The organism is Massilia aquatica (assembly GCF_011682045.1).
GTDB classification, from domain to species: Bacteria; Pseudomonadota; Gammaproteobacteria; order Burkholderiales; family Burkholderiaceae_D; genus Telluria_A; species Telluria_A aquatica.
On the sequence record NZ_VVIW01000032.1, the window covers coordinates 21,088 to 41,555 of the forward strand.

Genomic DNA, 20,468 nt, shown 5'->3' on the forward strand with positions numbered 1-20,468 from the left:
GGGTGGGCCGACCTGACAGATAATCAAGGTCAGGCCTTCCCATGCCGGGACGGTAGCCCAAGCGAGAACAAGATGGAAACCACACCAGCCCCGCACGACGACGCCAACCTGACCATCGCGCTGCCGCCCGATGGCGCCGCGTCCCAGGCTGGCGCTGTGGCGCCGGCTGCCGCTGCTGCTGAACCGGCCCCCGACCGCGCCCAGAACGAAATGCGCGCCATCCACGAAGCCATCGCCCGGGTCGAAGCCGAAGCCAAGGCCTCGTGCGCCGCCGAAAGCCGCGCCCACGCCGAAGCCCGCGCACGCGGCCTGGCCGAAGAACGCGCCGCCAGTGACGCCGCCGCCGCCGCCGCCGCCCTGCAAAACGCCCAGGCATCCGAAGAAGCCATCGAAGCGAACCGCGACCGCCTCGAAACCCTGCGCGCCGCCGCCCAGGCCAGCCTGGAGCGCCTCGACGCGGTGCGTCAAGAAACCGCCGAACTGCGCGCCCGTGTCGAATCCGACACCCAGATCAAACTGGCCGCCGAAACGCGCCTCAAAGCCGACGAAGAAGCGCGCCGCCGCACCGCCGAACAAATCGCCGCCGAAGCCGAGCTGGCCGAACAAGCCGCGCGCGCCACCGAAGCGTTGCTGGCCCAGACCGAGCAGGCGCGCCTGCAAGCGGTCGAACGGGTCGCCGCCGTCCACGCCGCCCAGGAAGAAGTGCTGCACATCGCCAACGCCGACGCCCGCATGACCACGCTTGCGCGCGAACGCGAGCGCCAGGCCAAGGGGGCGCGCCAGACCGCCGAACTGCTCGCCGAAGCCGAATCCGAAGCGCTGGAACTGACAGTCCAGCGCGAAAAAGCCGACCAGATCGCGCTGGCCTCGGCCTTTGCCCGCGCCGTGGCCGAAGCGCGCGCGCTGGAAGAAGCGCGCGCCCTGGCGCACATCGAACAGGAACGCGAAGCGATTGCGATTGCCCAGGCCGAGTCCGAGCGCGTGGCGGCCCAGTCGATCCACTTGCGCCTGCAATCCGAAAAAGAACTGCGCGACGCCGCCGTGCACCGCGAGCGGCTGGAAAAAATGGCCGCCGCCGGCGCTGCTGCCCGGCGCGACGCCGAAGCGCGCATCCTGACCGCCACCGAAGAACGCATCGAGGTCGACAAGCGCCTGCGCGAAGTGGCCCTGGCGCGCGCCAAGGCCGAAGCCGACGCGGCCGCCGTGGTACAAGCGAAAGTCGACGCCGAAACCCTGGCCGCCGCGCAAGCGAACGAACGCGCCCTGGCCGACCAGGCCGCGACCGCCGCCGCCCTGATGGAGGCCGACGAACAGCAACGCGCACGCGCCCTGGCCGAAGAACGCGCCAGCCTGGCCCAGGCCGGCGCCGACCTGGCCGCCGCCCAGAACGCATCCGAACAAGCGGCCGTGGCCGCGATCGCCGAACAGGTTGAGCTGCAGCGCCGCGCCAGCGCACTGGCCGCCGACAAGGCTGCGCAAGCGGCCGCCCTGGCGCTGGCCGAACAAGCCCGCGCCGACGCCGAGCAGGCGGCGCTGGTCAGCCTGCAAGAACGGCTCGAAGCCGAAACCCGCGCCGCCGAAGTGGCTCAGGCGCGCGCCGACGCCGAACAGACCGAAGCCGTGCTGCTGCGCCAGAAGGCCGATGCCGAACAGCGCCTTGCCGAAGCGAAACAAATCGAAGTCGACGCACTGCGCGTGCTGACCGAACAAACCGCCATCGACAGCGCGCAAGCGGCCGCCGCCGCCGACGCGATTGCCGCCCAGGCGCAGGTCGCCCTGGCGCTGGCAGAAGCCCAAAGCGCCCGTGCCGACGCCGAACAGCAAGCGCTGGCCATGGCCGAACAGGCGCTGGCGCTGGCCGCCGACGCCCTGGCCAGCGACACTGCCCGCGCCGGGAGCGAACGCCGCGCGCTGGCGCTGGCCGAACAGCACGCCGCCGAACAGCGTCAACTGGCCGAACTGGCCGCCGGCACCGAGCAAGCCAAACGGCGCGAAGCCGAAGCCACGCGCCACCTGGTGCAGCAAGCCGAAATCGAAAGCGTGCAGGCGCAAGCGGCCGCCGACGCCATCGCCGCCCAGGCCAGGGCCGCGATCGACCTGGCCCAGACCGAGAGCGCGCGCGCCATCGCCGAGCAGCAGAAACTGGCCCTGGCCGAGCAAGCCGTGCTGGATGAACGCGCCCGCGCCGAGAGCGAAACGGCGGCCCTGGCGCTGGCCGAACAGATGGCCGCCGGGCAGCGCCAGATGGCCGTTGCCGCCGCCTACGCCGAACAGGCCAAGCGGGTCGAAGCCGAGGCCACGCGCGAACTGGTGCAGCAGGCCGAAATCGACAGCGTGCAGGCCCAGAGCGCCGCCGACGCCGCCGTCGCGCAAGCGCGCGCCGCCACCGAACTGGCCGAAACGCAGCGCGAACGGGCCCGCTCCGAACAGCAAAAACTGGCGCTGGCCGAAGAAACGCTGGCCCACGAACGCGCGCTGGCCGACAGCGAACGGGCCGCCGTCATGCTGGCCGAACAGACCCTGGCCGCCAAACGTCAACTGGCGCTGGCCGCCAGCGGCGCCGAGCAAGCCCGCCGCACCGAAGCCGAGGCTGCGCGCATGCTGGCGCAACAGGCCCAGGTCGAAACCGAACAGGCCACGCGCGCCGCCGACGCGCTTGCCGCGCAAGCGCGCGTGGCCACTGAGCGCGCCCAGGTCCAGCAAGTGCGGGCCGAGGCCGAACAGCAAAAACTCACGCTGGCCCAGGAAGCGCTGGTGCTCGAGCGCGACAGCGCCGAAGCCGAGCGGGCCAGTGTGCAGACCGAACGCGCCTCGCTGGCGCTGATCGAACAAAAACTCGCCACCCAGCGCCAGCAACTGGCCGCCGACCAGCGCGCCGAGCAAGCGATTGCGGCGCGGCTGGCATCCGAGCAGGCGGCCAGCCTGTCGGCGCGCCTGCGGGCCGAAGCCGAACACGAAGCGGCCAGCATGGCGCGCCAGTTCCAGGTCGCGCAAGAAATCGCCGCCCTGGCCGCGCAAGACAAGCGCGACGCCCAGCGCGTGCTGCTCGAGAGCGCCCAGGCGCAAGCCGACATGCAGCGCAAGAGCGCCCTGACCACCAAAGAAATGGCCAACGCCCGGCGCGAACTGGTCGCGCTCGAAGCGCGCCGCCTGGAAGCCGACACGCGCACCTTGATGGTCACGCGCCACGCGATCGACGACGAAAAGCGCGAAAGCGCCACTGGCGCGGCGCAGCGCTCCACCTCCGCCACCATGACGCACCAGGTGCTCGGACGCCTGACCGCGCCGAACAAGGGCTGAGGCGGTTTCATGGCGGGTGCTGGCGGGTGCTGGAATAAGGGCGCGCCCGGCGGCTTGCTCCTGGTTAAGGTAAGATCGGCGGCATGACGAACATCAAGCTGCTGCTGTCCCTGTTGTTAGCGATCCCGGCGGGACTGCAGGCGGCCGAACTGGCGGTGCTGGTCGACACCAGCACCGAGATGCCGATGGCCCGCTTCGAGGGTGGCCGGCTGGCCGAAGGCATCCACAAAGATATCGGCCAAGCGCTCGCTGGCGCCATGGGGCGTAGCGCCGTGTTCGTCGCGCTGCCACGCAAGCGCATCGTGCGCGCCTTGGAAGGCGGCAGCGCCGACGTGCTGTGCAGCTACGTGCCCGAATGGGTCAATGGCTCGTTTCTCTGGAGCCGGGCCTTCATCCCCATCACCGAAGTGCTGGTCACGGCACGCAGTGCCACGCGGCCGCGCGTGGTGGCCGACGTGGCCGGGCAGCCGATCGGCACCGTGCTCGGCTACTCCCATCCCGAGCTTGACGACATGCTGGGCAAGGGATTTATTCGCGACGACAGTGCCAGCTCCCTGGTTAACCTGCGTAAACTGGGAGTGGGGCGGGTACGGCATGTGGTGACGGCCAAATTCTTCCTGGACTACCGCCAGAAGCTGGGCGACCCGGTGCTGGTGCTGCACCCGCCGCTGGCGGTCAAGCACTACATGGGCCAGTGCGCGGTCTCGTCCAAGGGCAAGGTCAAGCTGGCCGATGTCGACAAAGCCATCGCGCGCCTGATCGCCGCCAACGCCATCCCCGCCATCCTGGCCCGCTACCAATAGCCGCTGCCCCCCCAACCGCTCTGAGCTCTGATTCGCAATATTTGTTCGTTTCTTATCCTTTCATCCTCCTTTTTCAACCGGGGTCAGAGCTTTAATTCGAAACATTGTTAATCGAGCTGGTCAGATATATCGACGTAGTTGCTTGATAAAAGGCGTGCCTTCGCTGTATAGCTGTATGTTGCGAGATGATCCGTTTGCGGGATTTTACAAACTTGCTAATTAAAGCTCTGACCCCGGTTGGGAAACGAACATTGTTGCCAATCAGAGGTCAGACTACGGTTACGCGGTTTTTGAACGTCTGGCGGTGGGAATTTTGTGGGGGTTGGGCATTTGCAATACAATCGACGGACTTCTTCCAACAGGTGTGTCTGTCGTGACTTCCACTCCCATTAAAATCGCCGCTGCGCTTGCCATCGCGGGCGCGGCCGGGGCAGCCTTTCTGTTTGCCGGGCGTAAGCCGGCCCCGCTGACGCCGCCGCCTCCGCCGCCCGTCAACAGCGTCGCCGCCGCTGTCTCAGCGCCCCGTATCGCGACCGCGCCCTTAACCGCAGGCATGCAGGCCTTGCTGGCCAATTACCGCAAGATCATCGTGCTGCTGGCCGACGAGAAATCGATGCCGGCCAACGAGCGCGAACAGGCGCAGCGCGTCGGACAGAATCTGTTTCACGAGAACCAGGCGCGCGCGGAATCGCTCGAACGCGAGCTGGCCGCGCTGCTCGCGTCGAACCAGCCGAACCGCTTCGATGCCGTCGCCGACCTGCTCAGCTTCATCGAGTCCGACAAGTCCCTGTTCGACGCCGACCGCCTGGCCTTCCGCGAACTGCTGCAAGGCTTGCTGGCCGAGGTGGCGAAGGATTCGAGCTTGCCGGCGATTAAGATCCACAAGCGCCTGTCGGAGGATCTCGATGCCCTGGCCGAGATCGAACGCAATTATGAGAAGGAAATCCGCCAGGTCTTCGGCCGTTACGAGTCGCGCGCGATCGAGCTCAAGCGCGAGCGCTGGGACAGCTACCTGGCCCACCTCAAGACCCTGTACACGCGCGAGGCCATCCTCAAGGAGCAGGGCGTGGTGATGCCGTATCCGGCCTCGGCCCTGCCACCCGAACCCAAGGCCAAGGCCGTGGCCGATCCCAATGAGATCTTCGGCAATTCCCTGCCCAGGAAAACCGTGGTGCTGACGTTCGATGACGGCCCGCACAAGCGCTACAGCGAAGAAATCGCCGCCATCCTCAAGCAGTACGGGGTGCCGGCGGTGTTCTTCAGCGTCGGCCGCAACCTCGGCAGCGTGGACGCCGCCGGCAAGGCCAGCTTGTCCGATGGCGCCGCGGTCAGCCGCAAGCTCAAGGCGGGCGGCTACACCCTCGCCAACCACAGCTACACGCACGCGCAGTTGTCGAAGGAAACGGGCGACAAGCTCAAGGCCGAAATCCTCAACACCGACGTGCTGCTCAAGGCCATCGACGCCGGCCGCTCGCCGCTGTTCCGCTTTCCCTACGGCGCGCGCAACAGCGAGGGCATGCATGCGCTCGACAGCGCGCACCTGCGCTCGGTGATGTGGAATATCGATTCGCTCGACTGGGCCGATCCGGTCCCGGCCTCGATCGCCGAACGGGTCCTGCGCACGGTCGACAAGGAGGGGCGCGGCATCATCCTGTTCCACGACATCCACGCGCGCACGGTCAAGGCGCTGCCCGCCGTGCTGGACCGCCTGATCGCCGAGGGCTACCAGTTCGCCGGCTGGGACGGGACTAATTTCACCAGCGCCAACACGGCCGCCGCGCCCGCCGACAAGGTGGCGGTCAGCACCGGCTACGCCAATTCCTGGGCCATCGTGATCGGCATCGACAGTTATCCCAAGTGGCCCAAGCTGCAGTACGCGGTGCGCGATGCCCAGGGGGTGCGCGAAGTGTTGATCGGCAAGTTCGGCTTCGCGGCCGAGCGCGTGGTCTCGCTCAACAATGCCGACGCCACCCGCGCCGGCATCCTTGGCGCCTTCCATGACCGCCTGGCGCATGGCGGGGTGCAGAAAAACGACCGGATCTTCGTGTTTTTCGCCGGCCATGGCGCCACCCGCCAGCTCAGTTCGGGCCGCGACCTCGGCTACATCGTGCCTTATGATTCCGATCCGGCCCAGTTCGCCACCGATGCGATTCCCATGAGCGAGATCCAGAACATCGCCGAAAGCCTGACCGCCAAGCATGCGCTGTTCGTGATGGACGCCTGCTACAGCGGGCTGGGCCTGACGCGCGGCGGCGGCGGCGGCGCCTTTTTGCGCGACAACGCGCGCCGCATCGGACGCCAGATGCTGACCGCCGGCGGGGCCGACCAGCTGGTCTCGGACGGCGGGCCGAACGGCCATTCGGTGTTCACCTGGACCTTGCTGCAGGGCCTGGCGGGGAAGGGCGACCTGAACGGCGACGGCCTGATCACGGCCACCGAACTGGCCGCTTACGTGGCGCCGGCGGTGGCGGGGGTGTCGAACCAGACCCCGGCCTTCGGCAGCCTGCCGGGCTCGGAAGGGGGCGACTTTGTCTTCGAGCTGCCGGTCGAAGCGGAATTCCTCAATCCGCAGACGGCGCAGCTGTCGACCGAGGCGATCGCGCTCAACGCCAAGCTCGACGCGGTGCGGCCGGATGCGCCCAAGACCGATGACAAGCCGGGCGTCACGCCGCCGGCGGCGCCGGTCGCGGTCAAGGATTTGCAGGGCAAGGAGCAGAAGCTGGTCACGCCGCTGGCGGTGCCGTCGTCGGCGCGCCAGCTGGCCCAGCGCGCCAACGACCGTGGCTTGCAGCTATTCAAGGAAAAGCAGTACGCGGCGGCCGAGGCCGAGTTCACCGAGGCGCTGAAACTGCGCGCCGACTTTGCGCTGGCCGCCAATAACCTCGGTTTCGTGTATTACAAGCAGGGTAAATTCGCCGAGGCGGCGCGCTGGTTCGACAATACCGTCAAGATGGACCCGTCGCGCGCAGTGGCCTACCGCAACCTGGGCGACGCCCACGCCCAGGCGGGCGATGCGGTGAAGGCGAAGGCCGCCTACCAGACCTTCATGGCACTGGCGCCGGCCAGCGCGGGCGCGGCGTATGTGAAGCAGCAGCTGGAAAAGCTGTAGAACCCGGTCGACGCCCGTAGTAACACTGCACGCCGCCCTGTGGTCCTGCCCATCGAGGGGAAACTGGTCCGGCGTGTAACAGTTTTTAACGCCGAGCGCCGTCCGTTCCGCCATTGGCGGAGCCGACGGCGCAAACGTCACGCCACCCCCAAGGCCTCCTGCTGTTTTTTATACCGCAGCGACGACCACAGCGACACCAAAATGAACGCCACGCCCGACAGCCCCGTGAACCACTCGGGAATGTGATAGCGCACGCTGGCGAACATGATCAGCGCCAGGATGCCGATCGCGTAGTGCGCGCCGTGCTCCAGATACACGAACTCCTGCAGGGTGCCCTTGTCGACCAGGTACACCGTCATCGAACGCACGAACATGGCGCCGATGGCCAGGCCCAGCATGATGATCACCACGTCGCTGGTAATGGCGAACGCCCCGATCACGCCGTCGAAACTGAAGGACGCGTCAAGCACTTCCAGATACAGGAAACCGCCGATACTGCCGCGCGAGACCATCTGCCCGAGGGTCGGATCGGCTTCTTCTTCCTCCAGCAGGGTACTGATCCAGTTCACCCCCACGTAAATGACCACGCCCAGCACGCCGGCCATGAGCACGGAGAGCTTGCGCGCTTCCGGTACCAGGTACATGGCCATGAACGCGGCGCACAGGGTCAGCATGACCGACAGGCTCTCGCTGCCGTATTTGCCCACCTTCTCTTCGAGTACGCCGAGCCAGTGAAGTTCCTTCTCTTCGTCGAATAAAAAGTTGAGGAACACCAGCAACAGGAAGGCGCCGCCGAACGCGGCCACTTCAGCGTGGTTCTCGGTCAGGTGGCGCGCGTATTCGTCGGGCGTGTTGATCGCCATGGTCCACACATCCAGCAGGCCGAGCCCGGTGGCGACCGAGACGATGACCAGCGGGAACACCAGGCGCATGCCGAACACCGCCACCAGGATGCCGACCGTCAAGAACAGCTTGCGCCAGAAGTCGTTCCAGTGGCGCAGCACCGAGGCGTTGACCACCGCATTGTCGAACGAGAGCGACACTTCCAGCACGCCCAGCACGGCCGAGATCCAGAGCGCGTTGAGCAGGCCCGGTATGCCGCCCCGGGTATAGCCCCACCAGGCGGCGACGCACATGAGTATGAAGGTGACGAGGAAGGAGAGTCTGAAATGGCGCATGCGGAAATTCCCTAGGAAAACTTCGAATCGAATGGCGGGCGCCGGCGGTGCGGCGGTCTGATGTCATTCTAATAGGTTTTCCTGCCGGATGAGCGCTCACATGGGGCAGTGCATATCGGCATCCCTATGGGTGCGGGCGATCTGCGATAATGGCCAGTTGAGCGGCAATGCCGCGCCTCATCGACAATAAGGAACATGCATGGACATCAGCTACCTCATCACGCCCGTATTGACCTGGCTGGTGGTAGGCCCGATCAAATTCCTGATCAACAGTGCGCGCCAGCGGCGCTGGGCTTTCAATCTGGTCGGGAATGGCGGGTTTCCCAGTAACCATAGTTCGGTGGTGAGCAGCATGGCCACCCTGATCGCCCTGCGCGAGGGGATGGACAGTCCGGCCTTCGGCGTGGCGGTGACCCTGGCCTTCATTGTGATGATCGATGCCAACAGCCTGCGCCAGCACGTGGGGCGCCAGGCGGCGGCCATCAACCGCCTGGCCGGCAGCGCCGCCGATCACACCCATCTGCGCGAACGCATGGGGCATACCCTGGTCGAAATTAGCGGTGGGATTTGCACCGGCATCGGGATGGGCTTTGCGCTGTTTCACTTGTTCGAGCGCTTCTGATCCCGGGGCGGCACAGGGCGGCGATGGCGCCTGCCATCCCCGCCATCTGCAGTTCAGCATGGCAACTTTGCAGTTCAGTCCCGCAAATCCGCACTTCAGCCCTCGAATCCGTCAGGTTAATAGATCGCTAATTGACGTCCATAGTCGTCTCAAGGATACTTTGCGGCTGGTTGTTTTCATTCTGAATACAGACGTCTGACCGATTTGATCCCGGAGAATCCCATGCTGCGCAAAACACTGCTCGTCCTCGCCATCGCCACGGCGCTCTCCGCCTGCGGCAAAGGCGAGAAAGACCCCGCCAAGGACGGCAAGGACGCCAAGCCCGTTCAGCTGCTGGTCGCTCCGGAAGACTTGCTCACCATCTCCTCGAACGCGCTCGCCTCCGGCCCGGTCGTGACCGGCTCGGTCCAGCCCGAACGCAAGGCCGACCTGCGCGCCGAAGTCTCGGCCGTGGTCCTGCAGGTACTCAAGGAAAACGGCGACCTGGTGCAGCGCGGCGACATTCTCGTCAAGCTCGATGAAACCGCCATCCGCGACAGCCTCAGCTCGGCCGAGCAGTCGGCCCGCGCCGCCGCGCAGGCGCTCGACCAGGCCGAACGCCAGCTCGAACGCATGAAAACCCTGCGCGCCTCGGGCATGACCTCGGCCCAGGCCATGGATGACGCCGAAGTGCGGCGCAATAATGCCCTGAGCGAAGTGTCGGCCGCCAAGTCGCGCGCCGCGCTGGCGCGCCAGCAACTGGCCCGCACCGTGGTGCGCGCGCCGTTCGACGGCGTGGTCAGCGAACGCAAGGTCTCGGCCGGCGACACCGCCTCGATCGGCAAGGAATTGCTGAAAGTGATCGATCCGTCCAGCATGCGCTTCGAGGGACGCGTCTCGGCCGACCGCATCAGCGCGGTCAAGGTCGGCCAGCCGGTTAGTTTCCGCATCAACGGTTACGCCGGCGAAGAATTTCGCGGCCTCGTCAAGCGGGTCGATCCGGCCGCCAACGAAGTCACGCGCCAGGTCGAGGTGCTGGTCGCCTTCGCGCCCGGCTCGGCGGTGCCGAAAGTGTCCGGCCTGTACGGGGAAGGGCGCATCGAGGCCGAAACCAAGGCCGCGCTGATGTTGCCCGAAGGCGCGCTGGTCAAGGCCGGCGACAAGGCCTATGCCTGGCGCCTGAAGGACAAGACATTGCACAAGGTCGACCTGGCGGTCGGCCCGCGCGACACGCGCACCGGCAACTATGAAGTCAGGCAGGGCCTGGCCAGCGGCGACATCGTCATGCGTAATCCGGGCTCGTCGCTCAAGGATGGCCAGACCGTCCAGCTGGCGCCCGGCAAGGTAGCCGCCGCCGCACCCGCCGTGCAGGGGAAATAAGCCATGTTCCTTTCCGATTTCAGTATCAAGCGGCCGATCGCGACGATCGTCCTGATCCTGGCCCTGATGTGCATGGGCCTGATCGCCCTGACCAAGCTGCGCGTGAACCAGAATCCGGACGTGGAAGTGCCGGTCTTGCAGATCAATATTCCGTACCCGGGCGCCTCGCCCGACACGGTCGAGCGCGAGGTGATCAGCCGCATCGAAAAGTCGCTCCAGAGCATTTCCGGCGTGACCGATGTGCATGCCAACGCAGTCGAGGGCAATGCCCAGTTCTGGCTGGAGTTTAACTTCGACAAGAACCTGATCGAAGCGTCCGACGAGGTGCGCAACGCCATCGCCACGGTGCGCTACAAGCTGCCGACCGAGATGCGCGAACCGATCCTGCAGCGGCTCGATCCGGCCACCCAGCCGATCCTGAACCTGGCGCTCTCGTCCACCAGCCAGACCCACGCCGAAATCTCGCGCCTGGCCGAGGATGTGCTGGCCGACCGCTTCCGCGGCATCGACGGCGTGGCCACGGTCAACGTCAACGGTGCGCTGCGGCGCGAACTGTCGGTGTTGCTGCGCGCCGAAAAGCTGCGTGAATACAATGTGGCCGTGTCCGACGTGGTCAATGCCCTGCGCACGCAAAACACCAACGCGCCGGTGGGCAAGATTCGCGGCGAATACGACGAGAAAAGCATCCGCCTGGTGGGCCGCATCGAGTCGCCCGAGGAATTCCAGCAGATCGTGGTCAAGCGCCGCGGCGAAGAAGTCGTGCGCCTGGCCCAGGTGGCCGAAATCCGCGACGGCTTTGCCGAAGTCAACAACCTGAGTATCCGCAGCGGCAAGCCGAACGTCGGCATCACCCTGACCCGCTCGCGCGACGCCAGTACCGTCAGCGTGGCGCAAAAGGCCAAGCTCTTGATCAAGGAACTGGAAAAGGAACTGCCGAAAGGCACCGTGCTGGAAATCACGCGCGATGGCGGCGATGAAGCCCAGCGCAGCCTGAACAATGTGATCGAGTCGCTCGTGTTCGGCGCCGTGCTGACCATTTTCGTGGTGTACGCCTTCCTCAACTCGTGGCGCTCGACCCTGATCACGGCCTTGTCCTTGCCGACCTCGGTGATCGCCTCCTTCATCGCGGTCTGGCTGTGCGGCTTCACGCTCAACTTCATGACCCTGCTCGGGCTGTCGCTGGCGATCGGCGTGCTGATCGACGATGCGATCGTGGTGCGCGAAAACATCGTGCGCCATATGCAGCGCGGTTCCGACCGCCGCAAGGCGGCGCTGGAAGGCACCGCCGAGATCGGCATGGCGGTAGCCTCGACCACCTTCTCGATCATCGCCGTGTTTATTCCGGTGGCCTTCATGCCGGGCGTGTCCGGCGAATGGTTCCGTCCGTTCGCACTGACGGTGACCTGCTCGGTGCTGGTCAGCCTGGTCATTTCCTTCACGCTCGACCCGATGCTGTCGGCTTACTGGGGCGACCCGCCGGACCACCACACGGCGCCGAAAAAAGGCATCTCCAAGGTGCTGCATCACTTTAACGAGTGGTTCGACCGCCAGGCCGACCGCTACGGCCATGTGATCGCCTGGGCCTTGCATCACCGCATCTGGATGACCCTGATCGCCGTGACGACTTTCGCCGGCGCGCTGTACCTGCAAGGCGCCAAGGGCGGCACCAGCTTCCTGCCGGCGGCCGACTATGGCCAGTTGCTGATCGATGTGCGTACGCCGGCCTCGTCGAGCGTGGAATACTCGCGCGCCAAGCTGGAAAAGGCGGCCGAGCTGGCCCGCTCGATCAAGGAAACCAAGGATACCAACGCCTTCATCAACACCGGCGGCGGCAAGGTGTATGTCGATATCGGCAAGCGCGCCACCCGCTCGCGCAGCGCCAAGGAGATCGCGGTCGAGCTGCGCGCCAAGATCAGCCAGCTGGTCGGCGCCGAGTACGTGGTGCTGGACGACCTGAACAACGGCGCCAACAAGCCGATCCAGATCCAGTTCACCGGACCGGACTCGCGCAAGCTGCTCGACATTGCCAACGCCTATATGGAACAGTTGCGCAAAGTGCCGGGCGCGATCGATGTCGGCCTGTCCGAACAGGATCCGAAGAACGAATTGCAGATCGAACTCAATCGCGGCCTGGCCAATTCGATGGGCATTTCGGTCAACGACGCGGCCCAATCCTTGCGGGTAGCCTTTGCCGGGGTCGAAGTGGGCGACTGGGTCGACCCGACCGGCGAAACGCGCGACGTGGCGGTGCGCCTGCATCCGGACGACCGGGTCAGCGCCGACAATATCGAACGCTTGCCGATCGCCGTGACCGGCACCAACCAGATGGTGCCGCTCGACCAGATTGCCACCATTACCATGGGTAAAGGGCCGTCCGGCATCTCGCACAAGAACGGCAAGCGCACCATTTCGGTGTCGGCCAATGCGCAGGGCCGTTCGAACGGCGAAGTCACGGCCGACGCCATGAAGCTGGCCGATACCTTCGACTATCCGCCCGGCTACGGCCGCGAACTGGGCGGCGCCGGCCAGGACCAGAACGAGCTGTTTACCGAAATGGGCATCGCGCTGGTGTCCGGCATCGGGCTGATGTACCTGATCCTGGTGATGCAGTTCGGTTCCTTCACCGCGCCGCTGGCGGTGATGCTGTCGCTGCCGCTGTCCCTGATCGGGGTGGTGGTGGCGCTCTTGATCACTAACAACACGCTCAACCTGATGAGCTTCATCGGCATCATCATGCTGATGGGCCTGGTAGCGAAGAATGCCATCCTGCTGCTCGACGCAGCCCGGGCGCGCGAGCGTGAAGGCCACAGCCGCGAGGATGCGCTGATGGAAGCGGGGCGCGCGCGCCTGCGTCCGATCCTGATGACCACCTTCGCGCTGATCGCCGGCATGTTCCCGGTGGCGCTGGGCTTGGGCGAGGGTGGCGAGTTCTACCGTCCGCTGGCGATCGCGATCATCGGCGGCACGATTACCTCGACCATTCTGACCTTGCTGGTGGTGCCGACCTTTTACGACAGCATCGAAATCAAGACCGACAGCATGGGCGTCAAGTTCCGCCGCCGTTCGGAGCGTTTCGGCGGCTTCCTGGCCTTCCTGATGACCTTGGTGGAAGTGATCCTGTTCCTGACCTTCATCCGCTTGATCTACCGCATCGTTATGTGGCTGGTGCGCCTGGCGACCGGCCGCCGCACGGTGGTGGCGGCGCCGCGCGTGGTGTCGCTCGACAAGCGCGCGTAAGCAGACGGCTGGGCACAGGACCGAAGGCGCATCCTGTCGATGCGCCTTCGGTTTTTTTTCGTCCGTTGCAAACGAAACGAATCAGATCCATACTGTGTTGATGACCCATCGATAAGATGATTTCCCATGACGCTAGACATCAAAGGCGGCCTCAAGAATACCTCCGTCAGCCACAAGCGCTACGTCGTCTTCGAGGAGCTGTTGTCCAATGCAATCGACTCGTATCTGATACGGCGCAGCAGCGACCCGCATGCGCCCGCGCTGCGGATCGAGATTGGCGTGGAGTTCGTCAACGACTCGCTGTTTGCCGGTGGGGATGAACAGATCGTGGTCTGGTGCAAGGATAACGGGGCTGGCTTCGGCGACGAGCAAGTCAAGGCCTTCGTCACCAAGGACACGACCTACAAGGATTATCTGCAAATCGCGGGCATTGGTAAATGCAAGGGAGCAGGCCGCATCCAGTTTTTTCACTACTTCTCGCAGCTCGCCATCGACAGCGTGTTCGACGCCGGCGGCAGGCACTGGCGACGCACGCTGAGAGCCCATGCCGAGACGCGCGAAATAGCGGAAAGCGATTTTGTCACGCAAGCTGACACGGCCGACATCGGCACCTGCGTCACGCTCAAGGGAATGACGACACGCACGTTCGCCGGACTGTTCGACCCGTTCGCCTTGCGCGCCGATTTTTCCGCGCGGACTCTGCATGACGTCCTGAATACCTCGTTCTTGCAGCGTTTCATCGTTCTGAAGCAAATCATCGGCGATTTCACGGTGACGATTGTCGATATCGCCGGCGACCGCCGTGCTGAAGAAGCGATCACATCGGAGCACCTGCCCACCGCGGTGGATGTGCTGCCGATCCGCCTCAGCTGCGGCCACCGAAGCGATATCGATGCTTGCGCACTGAAATTGACTCGCTACTCGCTGGACCAGGCCAGCAGTCCCTCGCTCGAACACGAGGTTGCCCTGTGCGCCAACTCCGCCATTGCCATCTCGCTGACGAAACACTTTTTGAAGTCGCCGGCAGACCGGCGCCGGCCGATCGACGGCAAGATCGAACTGCTGCTGGTCGAGGGCGATGTGCTCGACCAAAAAGTCAACGTGCAACGCGACGGCTTCAACCTGCCCAGCGAATGCAGCCATGCCAGGGACTTCGATGAAACATTTTCAATGCAGGACATCATCGAATCGCTGGAAGAGTCGGTCTACGCCATCCTGACGCCGCCCGATTTTGACCGTGATGCGCTGATCGGCTCGACAGAAGAGAAGTTCGGCATTTCCAGGGCCATGCTGGACAAGGCCAACATCAAGATTCACTACGGCGATACTGAAGAAAATATCGCCAGGCGAACGCTGCGCAGGCTCCAGGACGAGATCGTGCAGGATACGTCGACGCTGATCAACATGAAGCAGGAACTGCTCAAGCTGGACCCGCGCAGCAGCGACTTCCGCAACGTACTGGCCGATCTGTCCTGGCGCTACACCAGCAGCTTGCAGACCATGGACATGGCAAACCTGTCGCAGCTGGTGGTGCGCCGCAGCGCCATGCTTGATGTGTTGGAGCGTGCCACGCAACTCATGCTCGACTGCCAGCAGGATGCGCCGGGAAAACGGCGCGATCACGAAAAGATCATTCACAATATCTTTTTTCCGACCGGGAAGGATAGCGGCGATACGGTCGATCACGATATCTGGATACTCAGCGAGGAGTATCAATACTACGATCACATCGCCTCAGATAAAGCCTTGTCGTCGATTTTTTGGGAGGGCGGAAAACTGTTCGACGCGGATATCGACGAGAGCCTTGAAAAACTCTTCCGCCACAATAATGAGGTTCATCATCTGAAACGGCCCGATATCGCCATCTTCAGCAAGGAGGGCGCCGCGATCATCATCGAATTCAAGGCGCCCGGCGTCGAGTTGCAGGAGCACGTCAACGACCTGGCGCAGTACGCGCGCTTGCTGGCGTCGAAATCCGGCGGCCACATCAAGCGGTTTTACGGGTATTTGGTCGGTGACAGCATGGACGAAAGCCGGATAGCGCCCGGATGGACCAAATTTCCGGTCAGCGAAGGCTATTTTTTAAGTGCGCGGCTCGACGATCCGAAGACCGGCCGCCAGTATGGCGAACTTTACGCGGAAATGCTGTTCTACCAGCACTTCGTCACACGCGCGCGCAACCGGCTTGAGGTGTACAAGCGCAAGCTGAACGTGCGCTTCTGATGCTTTGCCGCCGTGCCGGGCATGCGTGCGCGCGGAGCGCGCGTGCCAGAATTGCGCCTGGCGCCTGGCAGGCACCGTACAATGCCTGGTCGATGAACGCGACTCCGAGGAGAATTGAGTCTGATGCAATGCGATATCGAAGCCTTTGTAAAGATCAGCGACACCGATGCCGTGCTGTCGCTGCTCGCCACCGTCACTGGGCCACTAGTGAACGTTGATGATGATCCACCAGACGACCCTCATCTGCACATCTACAAATCCGGAGCGCTCCTCCTGATATTGTCACCGATGGACGATGGATTTCTCAGCGTGTGGATGAACGCCGCCAGCCCCTGGCCATCTTCTCCTGCTTTTGCGAGATTCCTGGCTGCACACCTCCAGTGCATCGTCCGGTGTGACCCGCAGTCGGACTATCCCGAAGTCCCGTGGTACTCCGACGTGTTTCTCCATATCGAAGGCGGTGTTGAAACGCTGTTTTCCTGGGAGTGATCCCGCTACGGCGGTCAATCTGCGCAACGCGTCCTGCTCTTCGTCGCCAGCACGACAGCGCGAGTCGGTCTGACACCGGGCATCTCAATGTGCGAGTCCGAGGTTTCAGGGTGGCGCCGCCGCTTTTGCGCCTGGCAGAAACGGCGGCATGCTGGTGCGCGGACGCTGTCAGCGCTTAGCGCTTGTCCTTGTCCTTGTCAGCTGGTGGAGTCGTGTCGGTGGTGCCAGTGCCGGAAGTGCCGCTGGTGCCTGACGTACCCGAGGTGCCCGAGGTGCCGCTGGTGCCCGATGTCCCCGACGTTCCGGTGCCGCTCGTGCCCGTGCCCGACGTGCCGCTGCCGGTATCGCTCGTGGTGCCGCTGGTGCCCGTGCCTCCGGTACCCGTGCCGCCGGTGCCCGTGCCGCCGGTACCGGTATCGCCCGTTCCGGTCGTGCCGCCGGTGCCGCTGGTGCCGGAGGTGGTACCGGTCGTGCCCGGCGTGGTCGTGGTGGTGGTGTCGCCGGTGCCCGTGGCAGGGGTATCGTTGCGTTTGCAGGCAACAAGCATCGACGCCAGCAGCGCCGCGGTGAAGATGATTTTTGGTGCGGTTGTGAATGGTTTCATTGTTTACTCCTCGGTCACGTCAATGAGTACCGCTGCCTGACCAACTGCTTGCCGCAGGCAACGGCGCCAGGTCGATCCCGCCGGACATACATCCCCGTCCGGTGAGGACCATCAGGGAACCGACGCCGTGGGCGACGCGGTCCCTTGATCCGATGCGCGAATTCGACTGTAAAAATTAGACTTTCAAGCTCTGGCCCAGTTCATCTTTATTTGCGTTTCTGACGTAGATCGACCTCCATGTCCGCGCAATTTGATGCGGATCAAACTTTGCTACCGGCCCGCGCCCGTTTCCTCAGGTCGAGGAAAGCGCGGCCTGTTCCATCAGCGCCGGGATTTCAGCCGGAATCTCGCGCGCCAGGTAGCCCAGCACGCCGAAACGCAAGGCCAGCTGTTCGCCGGCCCGCGCATGCAGGGCCACGCCCCAGCAAGTGGCCTGGGCCAGGGTGGCGCCGCGCGCCGCCAGTCCGGCGATGATGCCGGCCAGGGTGTCGCCCGAGCCCGAAATGGCCAGGCCCACGTTGCCGCCTTCGTGCTGCCAGGGGCCGCCTTCGGGGGCGCTGATCACGGTGCGCGCGCCTTTCAGCGCCACCACCGCGTTCCAGGCCTGCGCCGCGCTGCGCGCCGCAGCGTCGGGGTCGGCCAGGATGGTTTCTTTCGGCATGCCGGACAGGTGCGCCATTTCGCCCGCGTGCGGGGTCAGGATCACGGTCTCGGCGAAGCGGAACGGCGCCGCCTCATCGTCGTCCAGGTCGGGATTGGTGACGATGCCCATGGCGTTGGCGTCGAGCACCACGCTGGCGCCCGCCAGGCGCGGCAGCAGGGCGCGCACCAGCGCCGCCGTGGCCGCTTCATCCTGCATGCCGGGGCCGATCAGCACGGCGTCGATCTTGTCGGCCAGCGGGTCGAGCATGGCCAGCGCGTCGCGCTCGAAGCCGCCCTCGGCCGTTTCGCGCAGGCCGATCACGCGCGCTTCCGGCATGGCCAGCGCCACCAGTTGCGCCACGCTGGCGCCAGTGGCGATGGTCAGCTTGCCGGCGCCGGCGCGCAGGGCCGCCGTGGCCGCCAGGATCACGGCGCCCGGCATTTCGCACGAGCCGCCCACGATCAGCACGTGGCCGCGCCGCTCCTTGTCGCCTTCGGCCGGCGGCATCGGCAGCGGCCAGGCGCGCAGGGCGGCGCTGTCGATGGTGATCATGTGGGTGGAAGCGAGCGGCATGTCCATGGGACCGGCGCGCCTACGCTTTCGGAGCAGCGGGCACATCTTTTTGAACCGTGACCGGCGTGCCTGCCGCTTCCAGGGGAGCGACAAAATTAGTCAGTTGCAAGCCGAGCTTGCCGTGCTTGCCCTGGGCCGGGTCGAAGCTGTAGGACGTGACCGAGCAGTTCGGCACGTCGGCAGCCCGGTCGAAGGCCAGGATGGCCGCTTCGTCGAGCCGTTCGAACAGGTAGCGGAAGCAATTGACCGTGACCTGGTGGCCGACGATCAACACCCGTTCCTTGCAGTATTCGCGGGTGATGGTGTCGATGATGCTGCGCAGGCGCAAAATCACGTCGCACCAGCTCTCGCCGCCCGGTGGGCGGAAGTAGAACTTGCCCACGTGCTGGCGCTGTTCGTACAGTTCCGGATACTGATGCTGGATGCCGAGCACGGTCAGGCGGTCGAGGATGCCGAATTCCTTTTCACGCAGGCGCTCGTCCACCTGCACCGACAGCAGGCTGTCGCGGCCCAGCTGTTGCATGATGATGCTGGCGGTCTGGGCCGCGCGCACGTAGGGCGAATGCAGCACCACGGTCGGGCGTTCGTGCCCGGGCATGGCCGCGAACCAGGCTCCCAGCGCGCGCGCCTGTTCGGTGCCGAGCGGCGATAGCGGCACGTCCACATCGCGCTCGGCGATGTCGATATGCAGGCCGGCCGCCGCTTCGGCCGCGTCGCGCGCCACGTTACCGGCGCTTTGTCCGTGCCTGACCAGCCAGATCTGTTGGGGCCACTTTTGTTCCATCGATTCGCCTGCTTCTGAAATGTTGACACTGCGTCATCATAGACGGATTCGACGGCAGCTCAGCGCACGATACGCGGCATTTACGCAGCTTTCTCGTCGGCATCAAGATTCACGGCGGCGTCGCTGTTGAAGACCGCCATGTCGGTCTGGCCCAGCACGCGGCTGGTGACGGTGCCGGCCGTGATCGAGCCGCTCACGTTGAGCGCGGTGCGGCCCATGTCGATCAAGGGTTCGATCGAAATGAGCAGGCCCGCCAGCGCCACCGGCAAGTCCATCGCCGAGAGCACGATCAGTGCGGCGAAAGTGGCGCCGCCGCCGACCCCGGCCACCCCGACCGAGCCGACCGTGATGATCGCGATCAGCGGCACGATGAAGCTCCAGGCCATCGGGTCGATCCCGACAGTCGGCGCGATCATCACCGCCAGCATGGCCGGATAGATGCCGGCGCAGCCGTTCTGGCCGATGGTCGAGCCGAACGAGGCGGCGAAGTTGGCGATGCCTTCCGGCGTGCCGAGGCGGCTCGTCTGGGTCTGCACCGACATCGGGATCGAGCCGGCGCTGGTGCGCGAGGTAAAGGCGAAGGCCAGCACCGGGAAAATCTTCTTCACGTAGCGCAGCGCATTCAGGCCGGATGCGCTGATCAAGAGCAGATGCACGCAGAACATCAGCAGCAGGGCGCTGTACGAGGCGGTCACAAAACCGAGCAGCTTGACGATGCTTTCCATGTTCGAGCCGGCCACCACCTGGGTCATCAGCGCGAACACGCCGAACGGGGTCAGGCGCAGCACCAGGGTCACCATGCGCATGATGATCGCGTGCGCCACCTTGATGAAGCGCTCGAAGGCGTCAAAAATGTCCGGCTGCCTGGCCGCGATGCCGGTCGCCGAGATGCCGACGAAAATCGAAAACAGCACCACCGCGATGGTCGAGGTCTTGCGCGCACCGGTCATGTCGAGAAAGGGGTTGGCCGGAATGAAGCTGATGATCATGCCCGGCAGCGAAATCGCCTGCGCCGTGTTCAGGTGCCCCTTTAAATAGTCGCCGCGCGCCACTTCGGCGGCGGTGGCGGTCAGCCCCACGGCGGACAGGCCGAACAGCTTGGCCATCAGGATGCCGATGCCGGCCGCGACCATGGTGGTGGCCATCAGGATGCCGATGGTCAGCGCGCTGATCTTGCCCAGCGACGAAGCGTCGCGTAGCTTGAGGATGGCGGCGACGATCGACACCATAATCAGCGGCATCACGATCATTTGCAGCAGCTTCACGTAACCGGTGCCGATGATGTCGAGGTAGGCATTGGTCTCGGTGATGACGGGGGAGGGCGCGCCGTAGATCAGCTGGAACGCCGCGCCCAGCAGCACGCCCACGCCCAGGCCGGTAAATACGCGCTTGGTGAACGAGGCGTGCGCCTGCTGCATCTTATAGAGGAGAAAGCACACGCCAAGGGCGACGGCCAGGTTCAGGATCACGGGAAAATTCAGGGTCATGCGGGCCTCTTGAGTGGGCGCTGCGCGCGGATAGGGCTGTGCGGCGGCAATGTAACG

The 20,468-nt window shown here is 64.9% G+C and carries 13 protein-coding genes; 8 read left to right on the forward strand and 5 right to left on the reverse strand.

Annotation, left to right across the window (positions count from 1 at the left end; all coding sequences use genetic code 11):
• Positions 1 to 72: 72 nt before the first annotated feature.
• The 3 genes from F1609_RS30510 to F1609_RS30520 all read left to right on the forward strand — a co-directional run bounded on the left by F1609_RS30510 (position 73) and on the right by F1609_RS30520 (position 7,212).
• Positions 73 to 3,300, forward strand: a complete 3,228-nt coding sequence (locus F1609_RS30510) for a hypothetical protein (RefSeq protein ID WP_229422145.1) — start codon at positions 73 to 75, stop codon at positions 3,298 to 3,300.
• Between the two features lie 83 nt (positions 3,301 to 3,383).
• Positions 3,384 to 4,103 carry a substrate-binding periplasmic protein gene (locus tag F1609_RS30515; protein WP_167081092.1) on the forward strand — a complete coding sequence of 240 codons (720 nt, stop codon included), beginning with the start codon at positions 3,384 to 3,386 and terminating at the stop codon, positions 4,101 to 4,103.
• A 373-nt stretch (positions 4,104 to 4,476) separates the two neighbouring features.
• Entirely contained in the window at positions 4,477 to 7,212 is a 2,736-nt protein-coding gene (locus tag F1609_RS30520; RefSeq protein ID WP_370661691.1) for a polysaccharide deacetylase family protein, read from the forward strand.
• A gap of 137 nt (positions 7,213 to 7,349) precedes the next feature.
• On the opposite strand, the gene F1609_RS30525 is transcribed toward F1609_RS30520, so the two are convergent.
• Positions 7,350 to 8,390 (reverse strand): DUF475 domain-containing protein, encoded by a 1,041-nt coding sequence (locus tag F1609_RS30525; protein WP_167081093.1) that lies wholly within the window; start codon positions 8,388 to 8,390, stop codon positions 7,350 to 7,352.
• Between the two features lie 199 nt (positions 8,391 to 8,589).
• Here F1609_RS30525 and F1609_RS30530 point away from each other — a divergent pair, with 199 nt between their 5' ends.
• From F1609_RS30530 to F1609_RS30550, 5 genes are all read left to right on the forward strand, one after another.
• Positions 8,590 to 9,012 (forward strand): divergent PAP2 family protein, encoded by a 423-nt coding sequence (locus F1609_RS30530; protein WP_167081095.1) that lies wholly within the window; start codon positions 8,590 to 8,592, stop codon positions 9,010 to 9,012.
• A gap of 222 nt (positions 9,013 to 9,234) precedes the next feature.
• A complete protein-coding gene (locus tag F1609_RS30535; RefSeq protein WP_167081096.1) occupies positions 9,235 to 10,371 on the forward strand; it encodes an efflux RND transporter periplasmic adaptor subunit in 1,137 nt (378 codons plus the stop codon).
• Positions 10,372 to 10,374: 3 nt separating this feature from the next.
• Complete coding sequence (locus tag F1609_RS30540) at positions 10,375 to 13,608, forward strand: efflux RND transporter permease subunit (RefSeq protein ID WP_167081097.1); 3,234 nt, start codon at positions 10,375 to 10,377, stop codon at positions 13,606 to 13,608.
• A 126-nt stretch (positions 13,609 to 13,734) separates the two neighbouring features.
• Positions 13,735 to 15,831, forward strand: coding sequence for a hypothetical protein (locus tag F1609_RS30545; RefSeq protein ID WP_167081098.1), 2,097 nt, complete (start codon positions 13,735 to 13,737; stop codon positions 15,829 to 15,831).
• Positions 15,832 to 15,954: 123 nt separating this feature from the next.
• Entirely contained in the window at positions 15,955 to 16,320 is a 366-nt protein-coding gene (locus F1609_RS30550) for a hypothetical protein (protein WP_167081099.1), read from the forward strand.
• Between the two features lie 175 nt (positions 16,321 to 16,495).
• On the opposite strand, the gene F1609_RS30555 is transcribed toward F1609_RS30550, so the two are convergent.
• The 4 genes from F1609_RS30555 to F1609_RS30570 all read right to left on the reverse strand — a co-directional run bounded on the left by F1609_RS30555 (position 16,496) and on the right by F1609_RS30570 (position 20,411).
• Complete coding sequence (locus F1609_RS30555; RefSeq protein WP_167081100.1) at positions 16,496 to 16,924, reverse strand: hypothetical protein; 429 nt, start codon at positions 16,922 to 16,924, stop codon at positions 16,496 to 16,498.
• Between the two features lie 292 nt (positions 16,925 to 17,216).
• On the reverse strand, positions 17,217 to 18,146 hold the full coding sequence (locus F1609_RS30560; RefSeq protein ID WP_229422147.1) for an NAD(P)H-hydrate dehydratase: 930 nt from the start codon (positions 18,144 to 18,146) through the stop codon (positions 17,217 to 17,219).
• Positions 18,147 to 18,159: 13 nt separating this feature from the next.
• Complete coding sequence (locus tag F1609_RS30565) at positions 18,160 to 18,924, reverse strand: histidine phosphatase family protein (protein ID WP_167081101.1); 765 nt, start codon at positions 18,922 to 18,924, stop codon at positions 18,160 to 18,162.
• A gap of 80 nt (positions 18,925 to 19,004) precedes the next feature.
• Positions 19,005 to 20,411, reverse strand: coding sequence for an L-cystine transporter (locus F1609_RS30570; protein ID WP_167081102.1), 1,407 nt, complete (start codon positions 20,409 to 20,411; stop codon positions 19,005 to 19,007).
• Between the last annotated feature and the right edge of the window lie 57 nt (positions 20,412 to 20,468).